The organism is Pseudomonas sp. ERMR1:02, from assembly GCF_002277815.1.
GTDB lineage: Bacteria > Pseudomonadota > Gammaproteobacteria > Pseudomonadales > Pseudomonadaceae > Aquipseudomonas.
The window spans coordinates 384,052-402,388 of the sequence record NZ_NKJI01000002.1 but is presented as its reverse complement, the minus strand read 5'-3'; the positions used below and the strand labels follow the sequence as shown (position 1 = coordinate 402,388).

14 protein-coding genes and 1 pseudogene are annotated in these 18,337 nt (G+C 57.4%); 4 read left to right on the top strand and 11 right to left on the bottom strand.

Translation table 11 applies throughout. The features are described 5' to 3' along the window. Positions 1–330: 330 nt before the first annotated feature. Positions 331–528, top strand: a pseudogene (locus CES87_RS32860) (hypothetical protein); the annotation flags it as partial. Here the strand turns inward: CES87_RS32860 and CES87_RS05420 are convergent. The 5 genes from CES87_RS05420 to CES87_RS05400 form a co-directional block, all read right to left on the bottom strand. Then, positions 473–1,657 (bottom strand): DUF2252 family protein, encoded by a 1,185-nt coding sequence (locus CES87_RS05420; protein ID WP_128605274.1) that lies wholly within the window; start codon positions 1,655–1,657, stop codon positions 473–475. The pseudogene CES87_RS32860 and the gene CES87_RS05420 sit on opposite strands and share 56 nt — an antisense overlap. Positions 1,658–1,837: 180 nt before the next feature. Then, positions 1,838–2,926: an ABC transporter ATP-binding protein gene (locus CES87_RS05415; protein WP_128605273.1), complete on the bottom strand. Its 1,089-nt coding sequence runs from the start codon at positions 2,924–2,926 to the stop codon at positions 1,838–1,840. Positions 2,927–2,965: 39 nt separating this feature from the next. Further along, positions 2,966–3,763 carry an ABC transporter permease gene (locus tag CES87_RS05410; RefSeq protein ID WP_128605272.1) on the bottom strand — a complete coding sequence of 266 codons (798 nt, stop codon included), beginning with the start codon at positions 3,761–3,763 and terminating at the stop codon, positions 2,966–2,968. Continuing rightward, entirely contained in the window at positions 3,760–4,680 is a 921-nt protein-coding gene (locus CES87_RS05405) for an ABC transporter permease (protein WP_178081378.1), read from the bottom strand. Before CES87_RS05405 ends, CES87_RS05410 begins: the two co-directional genes overlap by 4 nt. Before the next feature lie 23 nt (positions 4,681–4,703). Beyond that, on the bottom strand, positions 4,704–5,831 hold the full coding sequence (locus CES87_RS05400) for an extracellular solute-binding protein (RefSeq protein WP_128605271.1): 1,128 nt from the start codon (positions 5,829–5,831) through the stop codon (positions 4,704–4,706). Between the two features lie 348 nt (positions 5,832–6,179). Here CES87_RS05400 and CES87_RS05395 point away from each other — a divergent pair, with 348 nt between their 5' ends. The 3 genes from CES87_RS05395 to CES87_RS05385 all read left to right on the top strand — a co-directional run bounded on the left by CES87_RS05395 (position 6,180) and on the right by CES87_RS05385 (position 9,692). Next, complete coding sequence (locus CES87_RS05395) at positions 6,180–6,962, top strand: creatininase (protein ID WP_128605270.1); 783 nt, start codon at positions 6,180–6,182, stop codon at positions 6,960–6,962. Between the two features lie 79 nt (positions 6,963–7,041). Then, complete coding sequence (gene gabP / locus CES87_RS05390) at positions 7,042–8,427, top strand: GABA permease (protein ID WP_128605269.1); 1,386 nt, start codon at positions 7,042–7,044, stop codon at positions 8,425–8,427. A gap of 248 nt (positions 8,428–8,675) precedes the next feature. Then, positions 8,676–9,692 carry a GlxA family transcriptional regulator gene (locus CES87_RS05385; RefSeq protein ID WP_128605268.1) on the top strand — a complete coding sequence of 339 codons (1,017 nt, stop codon included), beginning with the start codon at positions 8,676–8,678 and terminating at the stop codon, positions 9,690–9,692. A gap of 132 nt (positions 9,693–9,824) precedes the next feature. Here CES87_RS05385 and CES87_RS05380 read toward each other — a convergent pair whose 3' ends face one another. The 6 genes from CES87_RS05380 to CES87_RS05355 form a co-directional block, all read right to left on the bottom strand. Continuing rightward, positions 9,825–11,165 carry an MFS transporter gene (locus CES87_RS05380; protein ID WP_128605267.1) on the bottom strand — a complete coding sequence of 447 codons (1,341 nt, stop codon included), beginning with the start codon at positions 11,163–11,165 and terminating at the stop codon, positions 9,825–9,827. Positions 11,166–11,309: 144 nt separating this feature from the next. Next, positions 11,310–12,521, bottom strand: a complete 1,212-nt coding sequence (locus CES87_RS05375; protein WP_128605266.1) for a M24 family metallopeptidase — start codon at positions 12,519–12,521, stop codon at positions 11,310–11,312. A gap of 295 nt (positions 12,522–12,816) precedes the next feature. Then, positions 12,817–13,869: a GlxA family transcriptional regulator gene (locus CES87_RS05370; protein ID WP_256590824.1), complete on the bottom strand. Its 1,053-nt coding sequence runs from the start codon at positions 13,867–13,869 to the stop codon at positions 12,817–12,819. Positions 13,870–13,951: 82 nt separating this feature from the next. Then, positions 13,952–15,388 carry an amidase gene (locus tag CES87_RS05365; RefSeq protein ID WP_128605382.1) on the bottom strand — a complete coding sequence of 479 codons (1,437 nt, stop codon included), beginning with the start codon at positions 15,386–15,388 and terminating at the stop codon, positions 13,952–13,954. A gap of 66 nt (positions 15,389–15,454) precedes the next feature. Further along, a complete protein-coding gene (locus CES87_RS05360) occupies positions 15,455–16,786 on the bottom strand; it encodes an MFS transporter (RefSeq protein ID WP_128605265.1) in 1,332 nt (443 codons plus the stop codon). 192 nt (positions 16,787–16,978) lie between these two features. Beyond that, the gene (locus CES87_RS05355; protein ID WP_128605264.1) at positions 16,979–17,935 is read right to left on the bottom strand and encodes an AraC family transcriptional regulator; all 957 of its coding nucleotides are present in this window, start codon (positions 17,933–17,935) and stop codon (positions 16,979–16,981) included. Positions 17,936–18,337: the final 402 nt, after the last annotated feature.

Sequence of the window (18,337 nt, the reverse complement as noted above, 5' to 3'; positions counted from 1 at the left end):
AAAGCTTGCTCGCGATGGACGTCAACGACAACGCGCCCTGTCTGAATGATCGCGTTGTCCAGACGTTTGTCGCAAGCAGGCTCGCACATTGGAATTGCATACAAGGCCCTTAATCAGTTCGGCTGTCAGGCCGCCTCGTTTTGCTTCTGCTTTTGATCTTCTTGCCCCCTCGAGGCACCGAACGAAAGGGGTTCATGCCGGGCCTTTCTTTGTCAAAAAAAGAGCCCGCACTCCTTGCGGGCGAGTGAGGTCACTCACACGAGCAATCCAGCTCGTACCTACTTGGAGGCGTGCCGACTTCTAAACGTTCAAAGGAAGTCAGTGCCAATAAAGGTCATCATCAGCCATCGCCTGGGGTTGGAACAGGCCGCCGAGGGCTACAAGATATTCAACAAGAAGGAAGAGGATTGCAGGAAAGTCATTCTGACGCCGGGCGATCACAAAATAGCTATACCCAATAACACACCGCCCGTTAATGCTGCAGCGCATACCGACGACAGTGCTCCAGATACCCTTTTTCATGGCTAGCTACTAACTGAACGACACTCGACCAAAGCCAGGAAGGTGCATCCAGTGTTTTTGATCGGCAGGCCTCTAAATCGCTGATCCAGGCAGCTCGTGTCGCTCCGTCCATCTGCCTTGCGTGTGCAAGCCCTACGACCCTGGCCAGATACTCGGCTGCAAGCAATGCATCAGGCTGGCTGAGCTGATCCAGCTCAAGTTTCATGTCTTGAGGAAGCAGTTCACGAATAAAGAAACCGTGGTCGAGTATCCGCGCTGCGATCATACGGTTTCCTAGAGCTGGTGAGAGATACCGTGCGCCTTCAACTACCCGCTTACCGTTTTCACGAGGCATGGACGCCCTCGCTGCACGCGGTGCGGCAGCCGCGACGGCTTCCTTTATATCGAGCAGGCAATATTCCTGATCATCGCCATCACCCACACCCAAAAGCACCGCGTAACGTTTCAACCCAAGCGAGCTGCAGCCTTTAACCCAGTAGGCTGAGTCCAGCATTTCGACGTGGGCATCCGTAGACCTGCCTTTGAGTGACGTCACCAGCGTATGGATTTCAGGCTTGGAGCAAAGCATCTTCAGAGCGCCACGCTCTGGCCGAGAGAGCGACCAGAAATGCTTTCCAAGAGGGATGGTGGGCTTAGTGTTCTCGATGCGCTCGCGCGCCAGGTTTTTCCATGTGCGCTGCACTGCGCTTCGCATACTGGCTTTGACTTGGGCAGGCCGGGGCGGCTCTTGATCAACGTCGTCTTCAAATGCTTTTTCATAGCCCCGCATCATTTCTTGAAGTATCCGCGCCGTCGTAACGCCTGGCAGATCCGACCCTCTGGCTGCGGTCGCTAATGATAGAGCCAGCCTGACCAAGTCATGCACCGGATTACCTATAACGGTCTGATCAAGATCTCGAATGTGTATGTCGATTCGGCCCTTTAAATCGCCTGTGGGCCCAAGGTTTCCCGCATGACAGTCGCCGCAAATCCAAACGGCGGGCCCGCTTGGAAGACGCCTTCCTGATTGGCTGTGTAACCACTCGTAAAACTGAACTGTGCTGCCCCGAACATAAGCGTACGCGGATCTCGCCATCTTGAGATTTTTGAGTTGAGAGAGCGACTCTAGGCGTGCGCGGGGTTGAGGAGGTTTCATAGGGAATACTTAAAGGGCTGTAATCTATCGACCCCCACCCCTGTGCTTATGTTTCAAAATATTACCGATTTGCTTCCGTGATGGATGCTCAAAAAAAGGGGGGTGCATCACTGCCAGCGCAACCGCTTGAATTCATCCCATAGCTCTCCCCCTTCCGATTACCGACCTCTCACAACAAAGTCAGTCCCCGCGCAAAATCAACGCATGCGCTGCGTCCCACTCGGCGAAGATTTTTTGCCCGCAGCGCAAGCCCATCCTGTTGTAATCGGCTTGCAGCTTCTGCACTTGCAGTTCGAGCCCACCGCTGGCTTCGAGATAAATGTTAACCATCGAACCGATGAACTCTTCACCGACGACAGTACAGCTCAACCGGTTGCGTCGCATGGGTTGCGCGGTCAGGTCAATATGCTCGGCGCTGACGCAGACCGTCACTCGCTCGGCAGGCACAACCGTCTTACCCTCCGGCAACCGCGCCAGGAATCCACCGTGCTCGGAATCGAGGCGCACCAGTGCGCTATCTTCGAAACCGACGACAGTGCCGCCAAGGATATTCTTGCCACCCACGAACTCGGCGACGAAGCGGTTGTGAGGCTCCAAGTAAACCTCCTGGGGCGAGCCGATCTGCTCGACCCGGCCCCGACTCATGATCACCACACGATCGGCCATGGCAAACGCTTCGGATTGACTGTGGGTGACGTAGACAAAGGTGATGCCCAGGTCCTTCTGAAGTCCGGTCAACACGCCTTGCATGCGCACGCTGAGATGCGCATCGAGCGCGCTCAGGGGCTCGTCGAGCAACAGGATCGGCGGTTCGGTGACCAGCGAGCGTGCCAGCGCCACACGTTGGCGCTGGCCGCCGGAGAGCAGGCTGATATCGCGGCTGGCAAACTCCTCCAATCCCAGTCGCTCAAGCCACTCAAGCGCCTTCTTGCGTCGTTCGGCCTTAGCCATCCCTCTCATGCGCAGACCGAATTCGACATTCTCCAGCACGTTGAGAAACGGGAACAGTGCCAGGTTTTGCCAGACCAGCGGCGTCTCCCGTTCCCAGGAGTAGAGGTCATTGATGCGCTCACCGTTAAGACGAATTTCCCCTTCGCTGGGTTTGTCCAGCCCCGCGAGCATGCGCAGCGTGGTGGTCTTGCCGCATCCGCTCGACCCCATGATCGCGACGAACTCACCTTTGTAGATCTCCAGGTTCATGCGCTCGACAGCCTGGTAGCTGCCGAAGTGTTTAACCACGTTGTCGAATACCACCAGCGGTTGGGTCATGGCTGAATCCTTCGTGTGCGGATAATTGTCAGGGTGGTATCAGGCGCTCGCGGGTTTGCGCCGCCGCATAAGCAGAAGCTGCGCGAGGATCACCAGGGTCATGGTCGTGATAAAGACGATCGTGCCGATCGCGTTGATGGTCGGGCTCACCTGCCCTTGCAAGGTGTTGAGGATGCGCACCGGTACGGTCTCGTTAAGTCCAGACACGAACCAGGCGACCGCGAACTCATCGAAGGAAACGGCCATGGTCACGAACAACGCGGCGAAAATGCTCGGCGCCGTGAAGGGCAGAATCACAAAACGCATGGCTTTCCACTGATTGGCCCCCAGGTTCCAGGCCGCTGCCTCGATGTTCGGGTCCATCTGCGCCAGGCGCATCCGGATGACTGCCATGGCGAACGGTGCACACATCACGATGTGGCTGATCATCACGGCGTAAATCTCACCGGAAAGCCCGACCCGCGACAGGAAAGCCAGCATCGCCAGCCCCATGATCACCACCGGAATGGTCGGTGGCAGCAGCGCAAGCGCCATGTAGATCGACTTGCCGAAGAACTGGTAACGGAAGTCCGTGTAAGCCGCGGTAAACCCGAGCAGGGTCGAGACCAGCGACACCACCACGCCTACCGTGAGGCTGTTCCTGAAGGCCTGCCAAACCGCCGGGTCGGCGGCGATCGTCTCGTACCAGTGCAGGCTGAAACCGCCCAGTGGCAACGAAGGAAAACGGTCGATGTTGAACGAGAACACGAAGCTGCCGGCTATGGGCATGAAGATGAAGATGAACACCAGCACGACAAAGCTGCGCAGCAGGAAATTGATCAGCCGATGCTCGTTCATGCGCGCCTCCGGTAAGCGAAGCGAACCGCGCCAAAGGCGGTGATGAGCAAGGTCACAATCATCATTGTTGCGATCACCGCCGCGCGTGGCCATTGTTGGCCGGACTTGGTGGTGTCAGTGATCAGCGTACTCAAGGTCGGCGGCTGACCACCGCCCAGGTAGAGCGGGCTGACAAAGTCGCCGAACGTCAGGATGAAGCAGAACAGCGCCGCGACGACGATGCCGATCCGCGCCGACGGCACCACCACCAGCAACACCGTTCGCATTCGTCCGCAACCGAGGTTGTGCGCGGCCTCAATCAACGAGCGATCGATGTACATCAGGCTGAACAGTTGCAGCAAAACCACCAATGGCAGGCACAGCGTGAAATAGCCGACATAGGTACCGAACGCTGTGTTCAGCATGGCAAACGGCTCCAGTCCGAGCAGACCCAGCGCGGCATTGAAGATGCCGTTGTCGCTGAGGAATACCTGCCATGAATAGGTGCGCACCAGGTAGCTGGTGAAGAACGGTGTGACCAGCAGCAACACCAGCAACTGCTTTGCCGACTCGCGGAACTTGAAGGCGATCGTATAAGCGCAGGGAAAGGCCACCAGGCTGACCAGCACCGTGGCGCCCGCCGCCATTACGAGCGTATGGACGTACGCATCCCAAAAAAATCCGCGGCTGAGCATGTAGCTCCAGTTCTGCCACTCGAACGCCGGCACCATCCGGAAGTTGCGTACCAGCCAAAAACTGATGGCCACCAGAAACACCAGCGGCAATACGAAGAAAATCAATTGCCAAATCAGGATCGGCATCGAGACACAGAGGCCAAACATGGGCAAGCGCCACACCCTCTTGATACCGCGCCGCGTTTCGCCACCTGCGTTATCGGAAAGCACCGACGGCGACGTCTTCAACTTGTCTGAAATCATGGCGACCACCTCCGCGCGTCTTATCAAGCACCCTTGTATTGCGACCAGAAGTCGTTCCACTCATCCAGGCTCTGCTGGACCGGGAGTTCGCGGTACTTGATGCGACCATCGCGGATGTCATCCATGACATTGCGTTGACCGAGCAGCATGCCTTGGCGCGTGGCTTCAGCGGGATCGGTGCGGTTCAGCAGTTCCCAACCTTTCTTGCTCGGGATGAGCGCGGGATAGGCGGCCATCTTCGCCGACTTGACCTGGCCTTCCGGTGAGGTGATGTATTGGATGAACTTTTTCGCCAGATCCGGGCTGTGGGCTTTGCGGGCGATGCAGTAAGACTCCGTCCATTGCAACCCGCCCTCCTTCGGCAACACGGTCTTCACCGGTGCGCCGGCGCGTTGCAAGACACCGGTGATCCAGTCGCCGATGCCGCACATGGCATGGATCTGCCCGTTTTTCAGCGACGAAAAGGTTCCGCCGTAATCGAAGAAGCCACCAATTTGCGGACGCAGACTCATCATCTTCTGCTGCACCGTTTGCCAGTGCGCGACATCGATGTCGTAGGGCCGCGCATTGCCGTTCATCAAACTGATCTGCCCCAGGTTCGGCAAATGCCAGTCGAAGTGCCCGACCTTGCCCTTGAGGCTGTCGTCCCAGAACACGTCATAGCTTTGCACCTTGGCTTCGGGAACCAGTTGGGTGTTGTAGGCGATGCCGAGGAAACCAAAGCGGATCAGCACCGAATAGAGCTTGTCGCCCTGCCAGTGGCCAGGGAAATGCTGGAACTCCGGGTAGAAGTCATCAAAGGGGTAGTCCGCGGGGTCGAGTTGCTCGATGTACTCGGCGGCATTGAGTTGCTGCACATATTCGGCGTCGGACAGGATCAGATCGAAGGTGCCGGGCGGCGATTGCGAGATCAGCCCCAGCATGTTGTCGCCGCCGGTGTAGTACTTGGCCCGGACCTTGACCCCGTACTTGCGCTCGAAATCGGCGACGATGTCCGGCTCTGCGTGTCCGGCCCAAGCGAGGATGACCAGCTCTTTTTCCGCTGCGGCAAAGCTTCTCAAGGGCAGCACACCGGACAGCGCTGCGGTGCCTGCCAGGATGCTGGTGGTCTTGAGGAATGTACGGCGTGAAAGGTCGGTGCGATTTTTCATTATTGTCTCGCCTGGGTGATGGAAAGGATCGCTGTCTGGATACATTGCAGCAGTTCGCCATCACCCTTTTTTGTGCGCGCCCGACCTGCACTTTGTCAGAACCGACCTCATTCCCCATCAAAAGCGGCACACCTCTATCCGATAACCGGACAGAAATGACAAATCAGAGGGTGATTTGTCATTTACGGGTCGGATTTAGACAAATCGCCACCCTGTCCCTCTGATCGAATTGCTCTATGCGCCGCCTTCGATTCCAGCAATCCAAAGGGACGGCTAAACGGCAGGCAAACGCCCCCAACCACCGGTTAAAAACCAGCAAGCGGTCAATCACTTTCCAAGGGTGTGTAAATGAACAACAGCGTCGTAATTGGAGAACTCACCTGGCCGGAATATGCAGAGAAGGTCGCCTCCGGCTGCTCTATCTTTCTGCCGGTTGGTGCACTGGAGCAGCATGGACATCACATGTGCATGGAGGTCGATGTCCTGCTGCCTACCGCTATCTGCAAGGCGGTCGCGCAAAATGTCAGCGGCCTGGTGTTGCCTGCCCTGGCCTATGGCTACAAATCCCAGCAGAAATCAGGCGGCGGCAACCACTTCCCTGGCACCACCAGCCTCGATGGTGCCACGCTGACCAGTACCGTGCAGGACATCATCCGCGAACTTGCACGCCACGGCGCGCGCAAACTGGTGATGATGAACGGTCACTTTGAGAACTCGATGTTCATTGTCGAGGGCATCGACCTTGCCCTGCGAGAGCTTCGCTACGGTGGCATCAATGATTTCAAGGTGGTCGTGCTGTCCTATTGGGACTTCGTCAACGATCCCGCCGTCATCGCAAAGCTATACCCCGACGGTTTCCTCGGCTGGGATATAGAACATGGCGGCATTTTCGAAACGTCGCTGATGCTGGCCCTGCACCCCGACAAGGTCGATCTGAGTCGCGCGGTTGATCACCCTCCCGCCACCTTCCCGCCCTACGACGTGTTCCCCATCATCCCGGAGCGCACACCGGCCTGCGGAACACTGTCATCGCCTAAAGGTTCCAGTCGCGAGAAAGGCGAGCTGATTCTTGAAGTGTGTGTCTCGGGCATCAGCGCCGCGGTGCGCGAGGCCTTTGAATTGGAGTCATAAGCAACACACGGACGTGCCCAAACATGCATCCACGGTTAACGCTTCACCCTCCCCAAGTAAAATAAAAAGGGTAAGTCTCATGTCCAGCAGCTCAACCTTGGCCCCAGGCCTGAAGCAGCGTCACGTCACCATGTTGTCCATTGCCGGAGCCATTGGCGCCGGCCTGTTCATCGGTTCAGGACACGCCATCGCCTCGGCGGGACCGGCCGCTATCCTGGCGTACATTTTTTCCGGCACGCTGGTGGTGCTGGTGATGCGCATGCTCGGAGAGATGGCGGTAGCATCGCCCGATACCGGATCATTTTCGACCTACGCCGAGCGGGCGATGGGACGCAGCGCCGGCTTCACCATCGGCTGGCTGTACTGGTGGTTCTGGGTGTTGGTCATTCCGATAGAAGCCATCGCCGCTGCCGCTATCCTGCACGCCTGGTTTCCTTCCATTCAAACCTGGGAGTTCGCGATAGCGGTCACCGGCCTGCTGACATTGACCAACTTGTTCAGTGTCGCCCGTTACGGCGAGTTCGAATTCTGGTTCGCCATGCTCAAAGTCATCGCGGTACTGGGCTTTATCGCACTTGGCGCGCTGGCCCTGGCGGGCGCATTACCGGATACGGCGGTGAGCGGGGTCGTTCAATTAAGCCATGAATTTGGTGGCTTCATGCCCAATGGCATGACCGCCGTGATCGGTGCGATGCTCACCACCGTGTTCAGCTTCATGGGCACGGAAATCGTCACCATTGCCGCCGCCGAATCGCAAAACCCCTCCAAACAGATCACCCGCGCCACAAACTCCGTGGTCTGGCGCATGGGGATTTTCTACATCGTCTCGGTGTTCCTCATCATCTCGATCGTGCCCTGGAACGACCCCATGCTCATGGAAGTCGGCTCTTATCAGCGCGCCCTTGAGTTGATGAACATCCCGCACGCGAAAATGATCGTGGATATCGTCGTGCTGATTGCTGTCGCCAGTTGCCTTAACTCGGCCATCTACACCGCGTCACGCATGGTCTACTCCCTGAGCAAACGCGGGGATGGCCCTCGTGTACTGCAGAAGACATCGTCCTCAGGAGTGCCCTACGTTGCGGTGCTGGCCAGCACCGCGGTGGGCTTTCTGACCACGGCACTCAATTACTTTGCGCCCAATGAAGTGTTCTCTTTCCTGCTGGCCAGCTCCGGTGCCGTTGCGCTGCTGGTCTATCTGGTCATCGCTGTTTCGCAACTGGTACTGCGCAAAAAGATGAACGCTTCGGGGCAACCGATCGCTTTCAAAATGTGGTTTTTCCCCTGGCTCAGCTACCTGGTGATTGTCTGCATCGTGAGCATTCTGATAGTCATGCTGATCTTGCCCCAGCATCGCATGGAGGTCGTTGCCACGGGTGCGCTGACGCTGTCCATCGTCTGTATCGGCGCAATTTTCAACTCCAGGAAGCAGCCCGTGCATATCGCTCAAGCCAAAAACGCCTAATCCCCCTGTAGGAGCTGGCTTGCCAGCGAAAGCGGTGGGTCAGGCGACATCTTTATCGGATGTGATGACGTCTTCGCTGGCAAGCCAGCTCCTACAGGGGATTTCTATTTCCGATCACCTCTTTCCGGCCACTCTCCACCACGGAGCTGGCCGGTTTTTTTGTTAATGCCACCCGGATACAGGGTGTAAAATTCCGAAGTCCCTAACACGGCTTCCAATCACAAGAATGCAGTCGAGGAGCGGTAACAATGGCGAAACTCCAGGTGGCGAAGCCCGCCGCAGGACGTTCGGCAAATGAACAAAGACCAGTGAAAACCGTGGGCTTTCTGATCATCCCCAACTTCACCACAATCGGCTTCGCCTCCGCCGTGGAAACACTGCGCATGGCCAACCTGGCCGCGCGCAAACAGATGTTCCGCACAGTCATCATCGCCGCCAGCCTGGACCCGGTCATGGCCAGCAACGGCATGCGCATCCTGCCCGACCACAGCATTAACGATGCACCCAAGCTCGACATACTGTTCGTTGTCGGATCAAACCCGATCGTCTCCAATCACAGCAGCCGACCACTGCTCAACTGGCTGCGCAAGCTGGCGCATGATCAGGTGCCCCTGGGCGGGATTTGCACCGGCAGCCACTTGTTGGCTCGCGCCGATTTGCTCAAGGGCTATCGCTGCACGATTCACTGGGAAGACATCGAAGCACTGAAGGAGCGGTTCCCCGGGATCATCATTTCCAACCAGCTGTTCGAGCTGGACCGTGATCGCTACACCTGCTCCGGTGGCGTGGCCTCCATGGACATGACCTTGCAGTTGATTGCCCGCGAACCTGGTGGTCGGGACATTGCAGCCCATGCCGCCGAGTTGCTGTTGTGTGATCGGGTACGGGGTGCGCAGGAGCAACAGCGTGTGCCGTTGCGGCAAAAGCTCGGCACCTCGCAACCCAAGCTCAGCCAGATGGTGGCGATCATGGAAGCCAATCTTGAGGAGCCGGTGGGCCTTGAGGAGCTTGCGCGGTTGAACGAGGTGTCGGTGCGCCAACTCGAGCGCCTGTTTCACAAGCACCTGCAACGCACGCCGAGTCAGTACTACCTGGAACTGCGCCTTGCACGGGCGCGACAGTTGTTGCTACGCAGCGAATCGCAGGTCCGCGATATCGCCCTCGCCTGCGGCTTCGTTTCGCCGGCGCATTTCTCCAAGTGCTACAGCCGCTTCTTCGGCGTATCGCCCATTGGTGAGCGCAAGCAGGTGGCGGCCGTACATTGATTTGATGGTTGGCCTGACGGGCCTCATCGCGAGCAGGCTCACTCCTACAGTAAACCGCGTTCGTCTGGACAACTCGGTCAACTGTAGGAGTGAGCCTGCTCGCGAAGGCTTACTCAAGAACACCACAGGCTATCAGTCCTGCAAAGCCTTATGCGCAGTCTCCCGGCTCGCCAGCATGGCAATCAATGCCACAGCCGCTGCCGCCAGCAGATACCAGGCCGGGGCCATTTTGTTGCCGGTCAGTTGAATCAGCCAGGTCGCGATAAACGGCGCAGTGCCACCGAACACCGCATTGGCGATGTTGAAGCTGAAAGCAAAACCACTGAAGCGTACGCGGGTGGGGAAGATCTCGGCGAGGAAGCACGGCAAGGTGCCGTCGTTCATCGCCAGGATTGCGCCGAACGCGATCTGGATCATCAGAATCACCATCAGCGGCTGATTCTCCAGCATCCCGAACAGCGGAAATGTCAGTGCCAGGAACAATACCGAAGCGATCACCAACATGGTCTTGCGCCCGAACCGATCCGACAATTTGCCCATCAGGAAAATCAGCCCGATATAGGTCGCCAGCGACACCGTCGACGCCAGGAACGAATCACTCTCGCTCATGCCCATTTCGGTGGACAGGTAAGTCGGCATGTAGCTGAGCAACAGGTAAAACGCCACGGCGTTCAGGCAGGTCACGCCGATCCCGATCAACACGCTGCGTCGGTGCACGGTCAGCAATTCGCGAACCGGAGCGTGGGTGGCGCACTCCTTCGCCTCAAGGCGTTTTTCCATCTCCAGGAATTTGGGCGTGTCTTGCAGACTCATGCGGATATAGCGCCCCACCAGCCCGAATGGCGCCGCCAGCAGAAAGGGCAAACGCCAGCCCCAACTGTGAAGATCCTCGACACTCATCCATGAATGCAGGCCGGCGACAAACACCGCGCCGAACAGCAAGCCAGCCGCCGTACTCGCCGGGACAATGCTGGTGTACAAACCGCGTTTACCCTCGGGCGCATACTCGGCGAGAAAGGCCGATGCCCCGGCGTACTCACCTGAAGCAGAGAAACCCTGGAACAAGCGAATCAGCAACAACAAGGCCGGTGCCCACAGGCCGATATGGTTGTAGGTCGGCAGGATACCGATGCAAAAGGTCGAGACCGACATGATCAAAATCGACCAGGACAAGGCACTGCGCCGCCCGTATTTGTCACCGAAATGCCCCCAGACCAGTCCACCTAGCGGGCGCACGATAAACGATAGCGCGAACACTGCAAAAGTCGCCAGCAGCGCGGTTGCTTTGTCAGTTTGCGGAAAAAACGTCAGCGCGATGACGGTCGCCAGATAGCCGTAGGCCGCATAGTCGAACCACTCGACGAAGTTGCCCATGAAGCTGGCACTGGCTGCGCGCCGCAGGGCCTTGCGCTCGGCCGTCTGTTCAAGTTTCTGCGCCATGGTTGGGCTCAGGCTTGCGCTTTGGGTGCTCATTGGGCACCTCCGGTGTGAGAGGTGCGGTTGTCGAAATGATAGATCGGGACGTAGTGCATGACAAAACCCTCTGTTGTTTTACTTGGCAGGGTTAAGGCTCATCAAAATAAAACGCCGCACAGGGTTACTGTGCGGCGCAAGGTCTTACTTTTTGATGATGTTGTGTTCCGGGCCATACGGGAATTTGGTGATGTTTTCCCCGCCCTGCTCGTTGACGATCAGGATGTCGTGCTCACGATACCCGCCGGCACCTGGAAGGCCTTCGGGCAGCATGATCATCGGTTCAATCGACACCACCATCCCTGGCTCCAGCACGGTATCGATGTCTTCGCGCAGTTCCAGTCCGGCTTCGCGGCCGTAGTAATGGCTCAGCGTACCGAAGGAGTGGCCATAGCCGAAGGTGCGGTATTGCAGCAGATCGTGTTCCAGGAAGATCTCGTTCAATTGCAGCGCGATATCGCAGCAGCGCATGCCCGGCTTGATCAGTTTCAGACCGGCTTCGTGCACTTTGACGTTCACTTCCCACAAGCGCAGATGCTCGTCGGAGCAGTGATCCAGGAACAACGTACGCTCCAGGGCTGTGTAGTAGCCGGCAATCATCGGGAAGCAATTGAGGCTGAGGATGTCGCCCTTGTTGACTTTGCGCGACGTCACCGGGTTATGCGCACCGTCGGTGTTGATGCCGGACTGGAACCAGGTCCAGGTGTCCATCAGCTCGGAATCGGGGAAGGTGCGGGCAATTTCGCGCACCATGGCCTGAGTAGCATGCAGCGCCACCTCGTATTCTGGCACCTGATCACGCAAGGCCTCGACGATGGCGGCACCGCCGATGTCCGCGACGCGTGCGCCATGGCGGATGATTGCGTGTTCTTCGGCGGACTTGATCATGCGCATGCGCATGCACGGTGCGGCGATATCCACCAGTTCGGCTTGCGGGTAACGGCTGGCGAGCTTGTCGCGATTGAGCAAGTTCAGATGGTCGAACTCGATGCCGATGCGCCCGGCCTTGGGCAAGGCCTGCTGGATCGCGACGAAGTAGTTGTCGCGCTGCCAGTCGGTGTAGACGATGTTTTCAGTGCCGACGGTACGGCGCCATGGCTGGCCGCCATCGATGTTGGCACTGATGGTCACGGCGCTGTCCTGGGTCACCACCAGCGCGTACTGACGCCCGAAGGAGCAGTACAGGAAATCGCTGTAGTAGTTGATGTTGTGATAGGACGTGAAGACGGCTGCGTCGATATTGTTCTGCGCCAGATAAGCCCGCAATTTGGCCTGGCGATTGGCATATTCCAGGACCGAGAACGTCGGGCTGGTTTTTTCGCCGTTCTTGATCTGGATGGTTTTCGGCATTTGCATGTCATTTATCCTTGTCATTGTTTGAGCTACAGATGGCGCCAATCTGGCGGCCGCTGAAGATCATTCGAACAGATGCAAACCGAGGTTTTTTGCGCGAATCCGACCTGTAGTTGGTCAGATCCGCTGTTTGCGAAAACACTCCCCCAGAAACCCAAATGCCCCCGGATTGGCGGAGGCATTGGCAAAGGAAAAATTTAACATTGGCGTCGGCCGGACATGGCCTCATCGTCGGAACGCCGCCCGGAGCCGGCTCACTCCTACAGGGGAACTGAGTAGCCCCGTACTTTGTGTTCGCCTAGATCAAATGTGGGAGCGGGCTTGCTCGCGAAGAGGCCGGTGCATTCAACATCAATGCTCGCTGATCCTGTGCCTTCGTGAGCCCCATATGCTCGCGAGGATGCGCCCCGAAGTACTGCCGATAGCAGCGAAAAAAATGCTGCAGCGACACGAATCCGCACGCCACAGCGACATCCGACAGCGACTGCTCACCGGCCCGCAACAACTGACGCGCCCGTTGCAGCCGCAAATCCAGATAGTGCCTGGACGGCGAACAACCCAGGCTGCCTTTGAACAGCCGCTCCAGATGTCGGCGGGAAATGCCCATGGTCTCGGCCAGTTCGTCGATACCCAGCGTTCGGTGCAAGTGCTCGTTCATTAAGGCCAGGGTTGCTTGAAGTTTTGCCGGGGCGTCCTGCAAGGGCAGCAGCGGTCGGGCCTGGCGTGCTGCGTGTTTTTCCATGCGCAGTACCAGACCACGGCCATGGGTGCGGGCGAGAAGTTCGTTCATCAACCCTTGAACGGCCTGCGGCCCAACGCAGGTCAGACGCTGGCGGTCGACGCAGAACGGCGCCGCCACCGGCGTCAACGTGCTGAAAGCTGCAAACGTCAATGATGCGGGGGGCTGCGGCAAGCTGCAGCGAAAACCATCCAGGGCGCCAATCTGCGCCAGCAGCCAGCCTGCCTCGCCCAATGCCCCCAGGCTGATCGGTTGTGCTGCCCAGTGGTTCAGCTGCGGGCGCAAGTCTGGATGTTCCGTGTGCAGATGCAGATTATCGCCACCACAGAGGATCAACACATCCAGCGTTTGTGCCTGATCCAGTCGCGCAGTGGCTGTTGCGATGCCGTTGCTGGCGTTCAGTTGCTGTCCATCCAGGCTAAGCATTTGCCACTGGCAAACACTGCGCCCCGCCAACTGGTTGGCCAGGCGCAATGGCTCCAGGGCATTGGCCAAAGCGTACATATTGAAGGCTTGCGTCAACCAGAAACCAATACGCAGTACCGGCGATTGTTGCCTGTCAGACGAGTCAAAACACTGATAGCCATCGTCGATCTCCGTACCGGTCAGCAATTCACCTGATTGTCGGCGCCAGAGATCATCCAGACGTGTCAGATATCGACCTGTAAATGCTCGCCTCTACCGATAGTGAGGCTCAAAACCCATTGTGCAAATTCGGCATCTGTACATGACGCTCGATGATCGACCCTGCCACCAAAAGACGCTGCTCGCGAAAGCTGTCGGCAACGAGTTGAACGCCAACCGGAAGACCATCAATCACGCCCGTCGGGACATTCAAACCAGGCAAACAGAGTGCTGCAACGGTGATAAGCGGACTTTGGTCAACCAATACACTTTTCATGTCTTCGGCTGAGCCCAGATCTTCGCCCCACTTCATGGGCAATCGGCAAGACGTCGGCATTAGAATCAATGGATAACGCATCATGAACTCGTTCCACTTGCGGCGAAGTTCATCTCGACGTGCAATCGCCAGTGCATAGCCTTCCAGGTCGATTTTTGGTGCCCCGGCCATCATGTTTTCAACCGAGCGCTGGATAGACTCATCACCCATCGCCTTGACACCCGCAAACATCCCCATGCGCGCTTCAGTCATGACAATCGACTGCCAGATCTCTATTCCCTCCGTCAATCCTGGTGGCATGGCACGTTCAACCGCATAACCGGCAGCTTCCAAAATGCGGGCCGCGTTGTTCAATGCAGCCTTGATGGCAGGCTCCAGAGAACTGCCTGGAATGTCATCAACCAAGGCAACACGTACAGCGCTTGCATCGTCCGGGAAGTCCATATGCGCTGGCACCCACATGGGATCGCGACGGTCAGCGCCTGCCATGGCCGACAACCCCAGGCGCACATCACGCATTCGCCGCGCCAGCGGACCTTGCGATGACATGGTTTGCAATCCCAGATAGCGAAGACCGGTAGTGGGATGGAATGCCGGAATCCGCCCCGGCGTCGCTCGCAAACCTGCCAGGCCATTGACATAGGCTGGATAGCGAATGGAGCCGGCGATATCAGTACCATGGGCCAGCGGACACATGCCCGCCGCTACCGAGACCCCTGCCCCGCCACTCGAACCGCCCGAGGTCACCGTTTCATCCCAAGGGTTGAGCGTGCGCCCGTGTAACGGGTTCTCGGTGAACCAGCGGAATGAAAACGGCGGTGTGTTGGTGCGGCCAACACTGATCGCACCCGCCTTACGCAAATTGCTCACCACGGTGCTATCACCTGGCGCAATTCGCTGCGCGAAGGCCGGCACACCATTGGTAGTGGCCTCGCCTTCAACATCGACATTCAACTTGATGGTCACTGGCACGCCGTGTAGCGCGCCCAGGGTTTCTCGACAGCGAACCTGGGTGTCCGCCACATCGGCCGCCAGCAATGCCCGCTCTCTGTCGGCAAAGACAATGGCATTGAGTTTCGGGTTGATGGCATCGATACGTTCAAAGCAGCTTTTCACCGCCTCGCGACTGGAGATTGTCCCCGAGCGAATATGCGCTGCCATATCCACTGCGTCCCAGCGCCAGATCTGATCTGGCAAGTCACCTGCAGAAGTTACTTCTTGATGATTCATCGGGTTTGTCATCCACTGGAACTCCACCGGTTAAAGGTTGTGATCAACGCGCGACGCTCATCGGTGTCAGACCGGTTGAGTCGAACCCTGCGCCTTGAGCCTGACAGTGCGCTGACGCACGAAACACATCGCCAACGCCGCCACGCAACCCGGTACGGCAAAAACAATAAAGTTAAGATGCAGCGGCAATTGGATGCTCACCAGCACGCCACCAAGCACCGGGCCACTGATGGCTCCAGTACGACCGATGCCTGAAATCCAGCCCAATCCTGTCGTACGGATACCCATCGGGAAAAACTCTGCGACGCAGGAGTACGCGAGAATCTGGGTGCCAATGGTCGTGGCGCCCGCAATGAAGATCAGTGCATAGAGAATGGCCGTCGGACTGTTGAAGCCAAGGAGGCTGATCGATGCGGCTGCCAGCAGAAAAAACACGATCAGTACCCTGCGCAAACCGAGGCGATCACCCATCCAGCCGCCACAGACGGCACCGAAAATCGCTCCGACATTCATCAGTAACAAAAAGCCGAGACTCGACCCCAGGCCGTAACCGGCGGTGATCATCAGTTTCGGCAACCAGGAGTTCAGTGCGTAAATCATCAGCAGGCAGCAGAAGAACACCAGGCACAACATGATCGTGCTGAGCCCCCGTCCTTCGTGGAACAACTGAACAACAGGCGCGCCCGGTGCCTTGAGAGCCGGCACGACAAACTCATCGCCCGGTAACGAGACGAAAGCGGGTTCGATTCGATGCAAGATCTCTTTGGCCTTTGCTTCGTGGCCCTGGCGGATCATGAAACCCACCGATTCGGGCAGATAACGCAAAATCAGCGGCAACAGGATCAAGGGGACAGCAGCAACGTAGAAAACTGACTGCCAGCCAAAATTCGGCAGTAAAAAGATGCCTAGCCCGGAGGACAGCATTCCGCCCACGGAATACCCGCTGAACATGATTGCAACCAGCGTCCCGCGGATTTTCTTCGGCGCGTATTCACTCATCAATGCGACGACATTGGGCATGACGCCGCCAATGCCCAGCCCCGCCAGGAAGCGGCATAGACCAAACTCAGTGCTGTCGCGCGCAAACCCATTGAGTAGCGTGAAGCCGCTAAACAGAATCACGCAAATGGCAACGACCCATTTGCGCCCGACCCGATCGGAAAGCGAGCCGAAAATGATTGCTCCCAACATGGCCCCAAACAACGCATAGCTACCCAGCGCACCGGCTTGTAATGGCGTCAGGCCCCAGTCTTTCATCAAGGCCGGGAGTACGACGCCGTAGATCACCAGATCGTAGCCGTCGAAGATAATGATCAGCGCACACCAAAACAGCACTCGCCAATGAAAGGCGTTGAAGCGCGCCTGGTCGATAACCTCATTGATGTCGATCTTTCGCATGGCATTGTGCTCTTTTTGTTGTTGTGGAAAGTCGCAGTGACATGGCTGCGGACTCCATTGTTTTTTTGTTCAGGCAGCACGATGGTAGGTCCGGGATCTCGCGGGCTATATCCGCAGATCGCAGTCCTTTATCCGTTTTTTACGGGCAGGTATTTTTGAGGTGAATCAGGGCAAATGCCGGGCGGCACCTGTTTACTGGCGGCGTTTAAGGGTGTCCGTCGGCAGTTCGCCAAACTGTCTGCGATAAATCTCGGAGAATCGCCCCAGGTGCAGGAAGCCATAATCCATCGCCAGCTCTGTGACATTGCGGTATCCACACGTGGCATCGCTGAGGCATGCATGGACCCGCTCCAGCTTCTTCTGCCGGATGTAACGATTAGGTGTAAGCCCCACACTGCGCTCGAACAGGCCGTACAGCGATCGCGGACTCATGTGTGCCTGGCGGGCCAGTTCGTCACCGCAAATATCCTCCTTGAGGTTTTGCCTGATGTAGTCGGCAATCTGCTCAAACGTCGCCAGCGATGAGTTGAGCTCTGGACGCGTCAGGTTTGTGCGCATCAACACCAGCATTTTGGTGGCGACAATCTGCATGTAATGCTCTTGAATCCGCGGCACATGTTCGGATGCCTCGGCTTCGGCGCACACCATGCGCAACAGATCGAAAAAGCCCTTGAGCTCGCTCAACCGATAGCACGGTTCGACAAATCGCAAACCTTGCCCCGGCGTTAACCAGTGCTGTTCGCGGCAAATCGACTCCATGACCGTCGTAGGGATCTTGAGAATGAATTTTTCGCAATCGGCCGACCCCGTTAGATCCACGCGGTCATCAGGATTGATGATCAGCATTTCACCGGCGCTCAAGTAGTGCTCCTGCTTGAAGTTGCGCCACAGACAATGCCCCCGCAACAGGACCTGCAGGTGATAGAAGTTTTCCAGGGCGGGCGATGTAACACGCACATCAGAGCCATAGCTGATGCGGCATAGATCAAGGTGGGCAAACTTGCGGTGCAGCAGACTCGAGACCAGCGCCTGTGATCGAGAAAGGTGAATGCTGTGGGAGCCCAGGTGTTCGTTGACATAACCCGACACCGCATAAGGATCGGCCAGGTTGAACACCGCGCTTTGTTGATCGGTAAGCAGCTCTTCCATCACTTAATACTCTGATCGTCGCCTCGGTAAATCAGTGATGCCACGACACGGCATTACCCACGACTTGGCTAGTCAAGAAATTCCACCTGCGGCCCGACGACGTCAAGCGTCATTGCGGCGCTGCATGGAACAAACCGCCCAACGGCACCGACCGCCGTCCCTACACGCTTGGCGGTACGAGGAGCGGTTTGCCTTATACACGCTTATCCCCGCCCCCGCTCGATCGCACCCAGAGATTGCAGAAAAGGGATAAGGATCTGCAGAAACCGGATACTGCCACTTGGGTAGCGAGCTTAATTTCAATTCAACGAATAATTATAAATACCGGAGACAGCGACCACGCCAGCAATCTGATTAGTTCTGTTCGCGAAAGTATTTTTTAACCTTCTACATAAACGAATT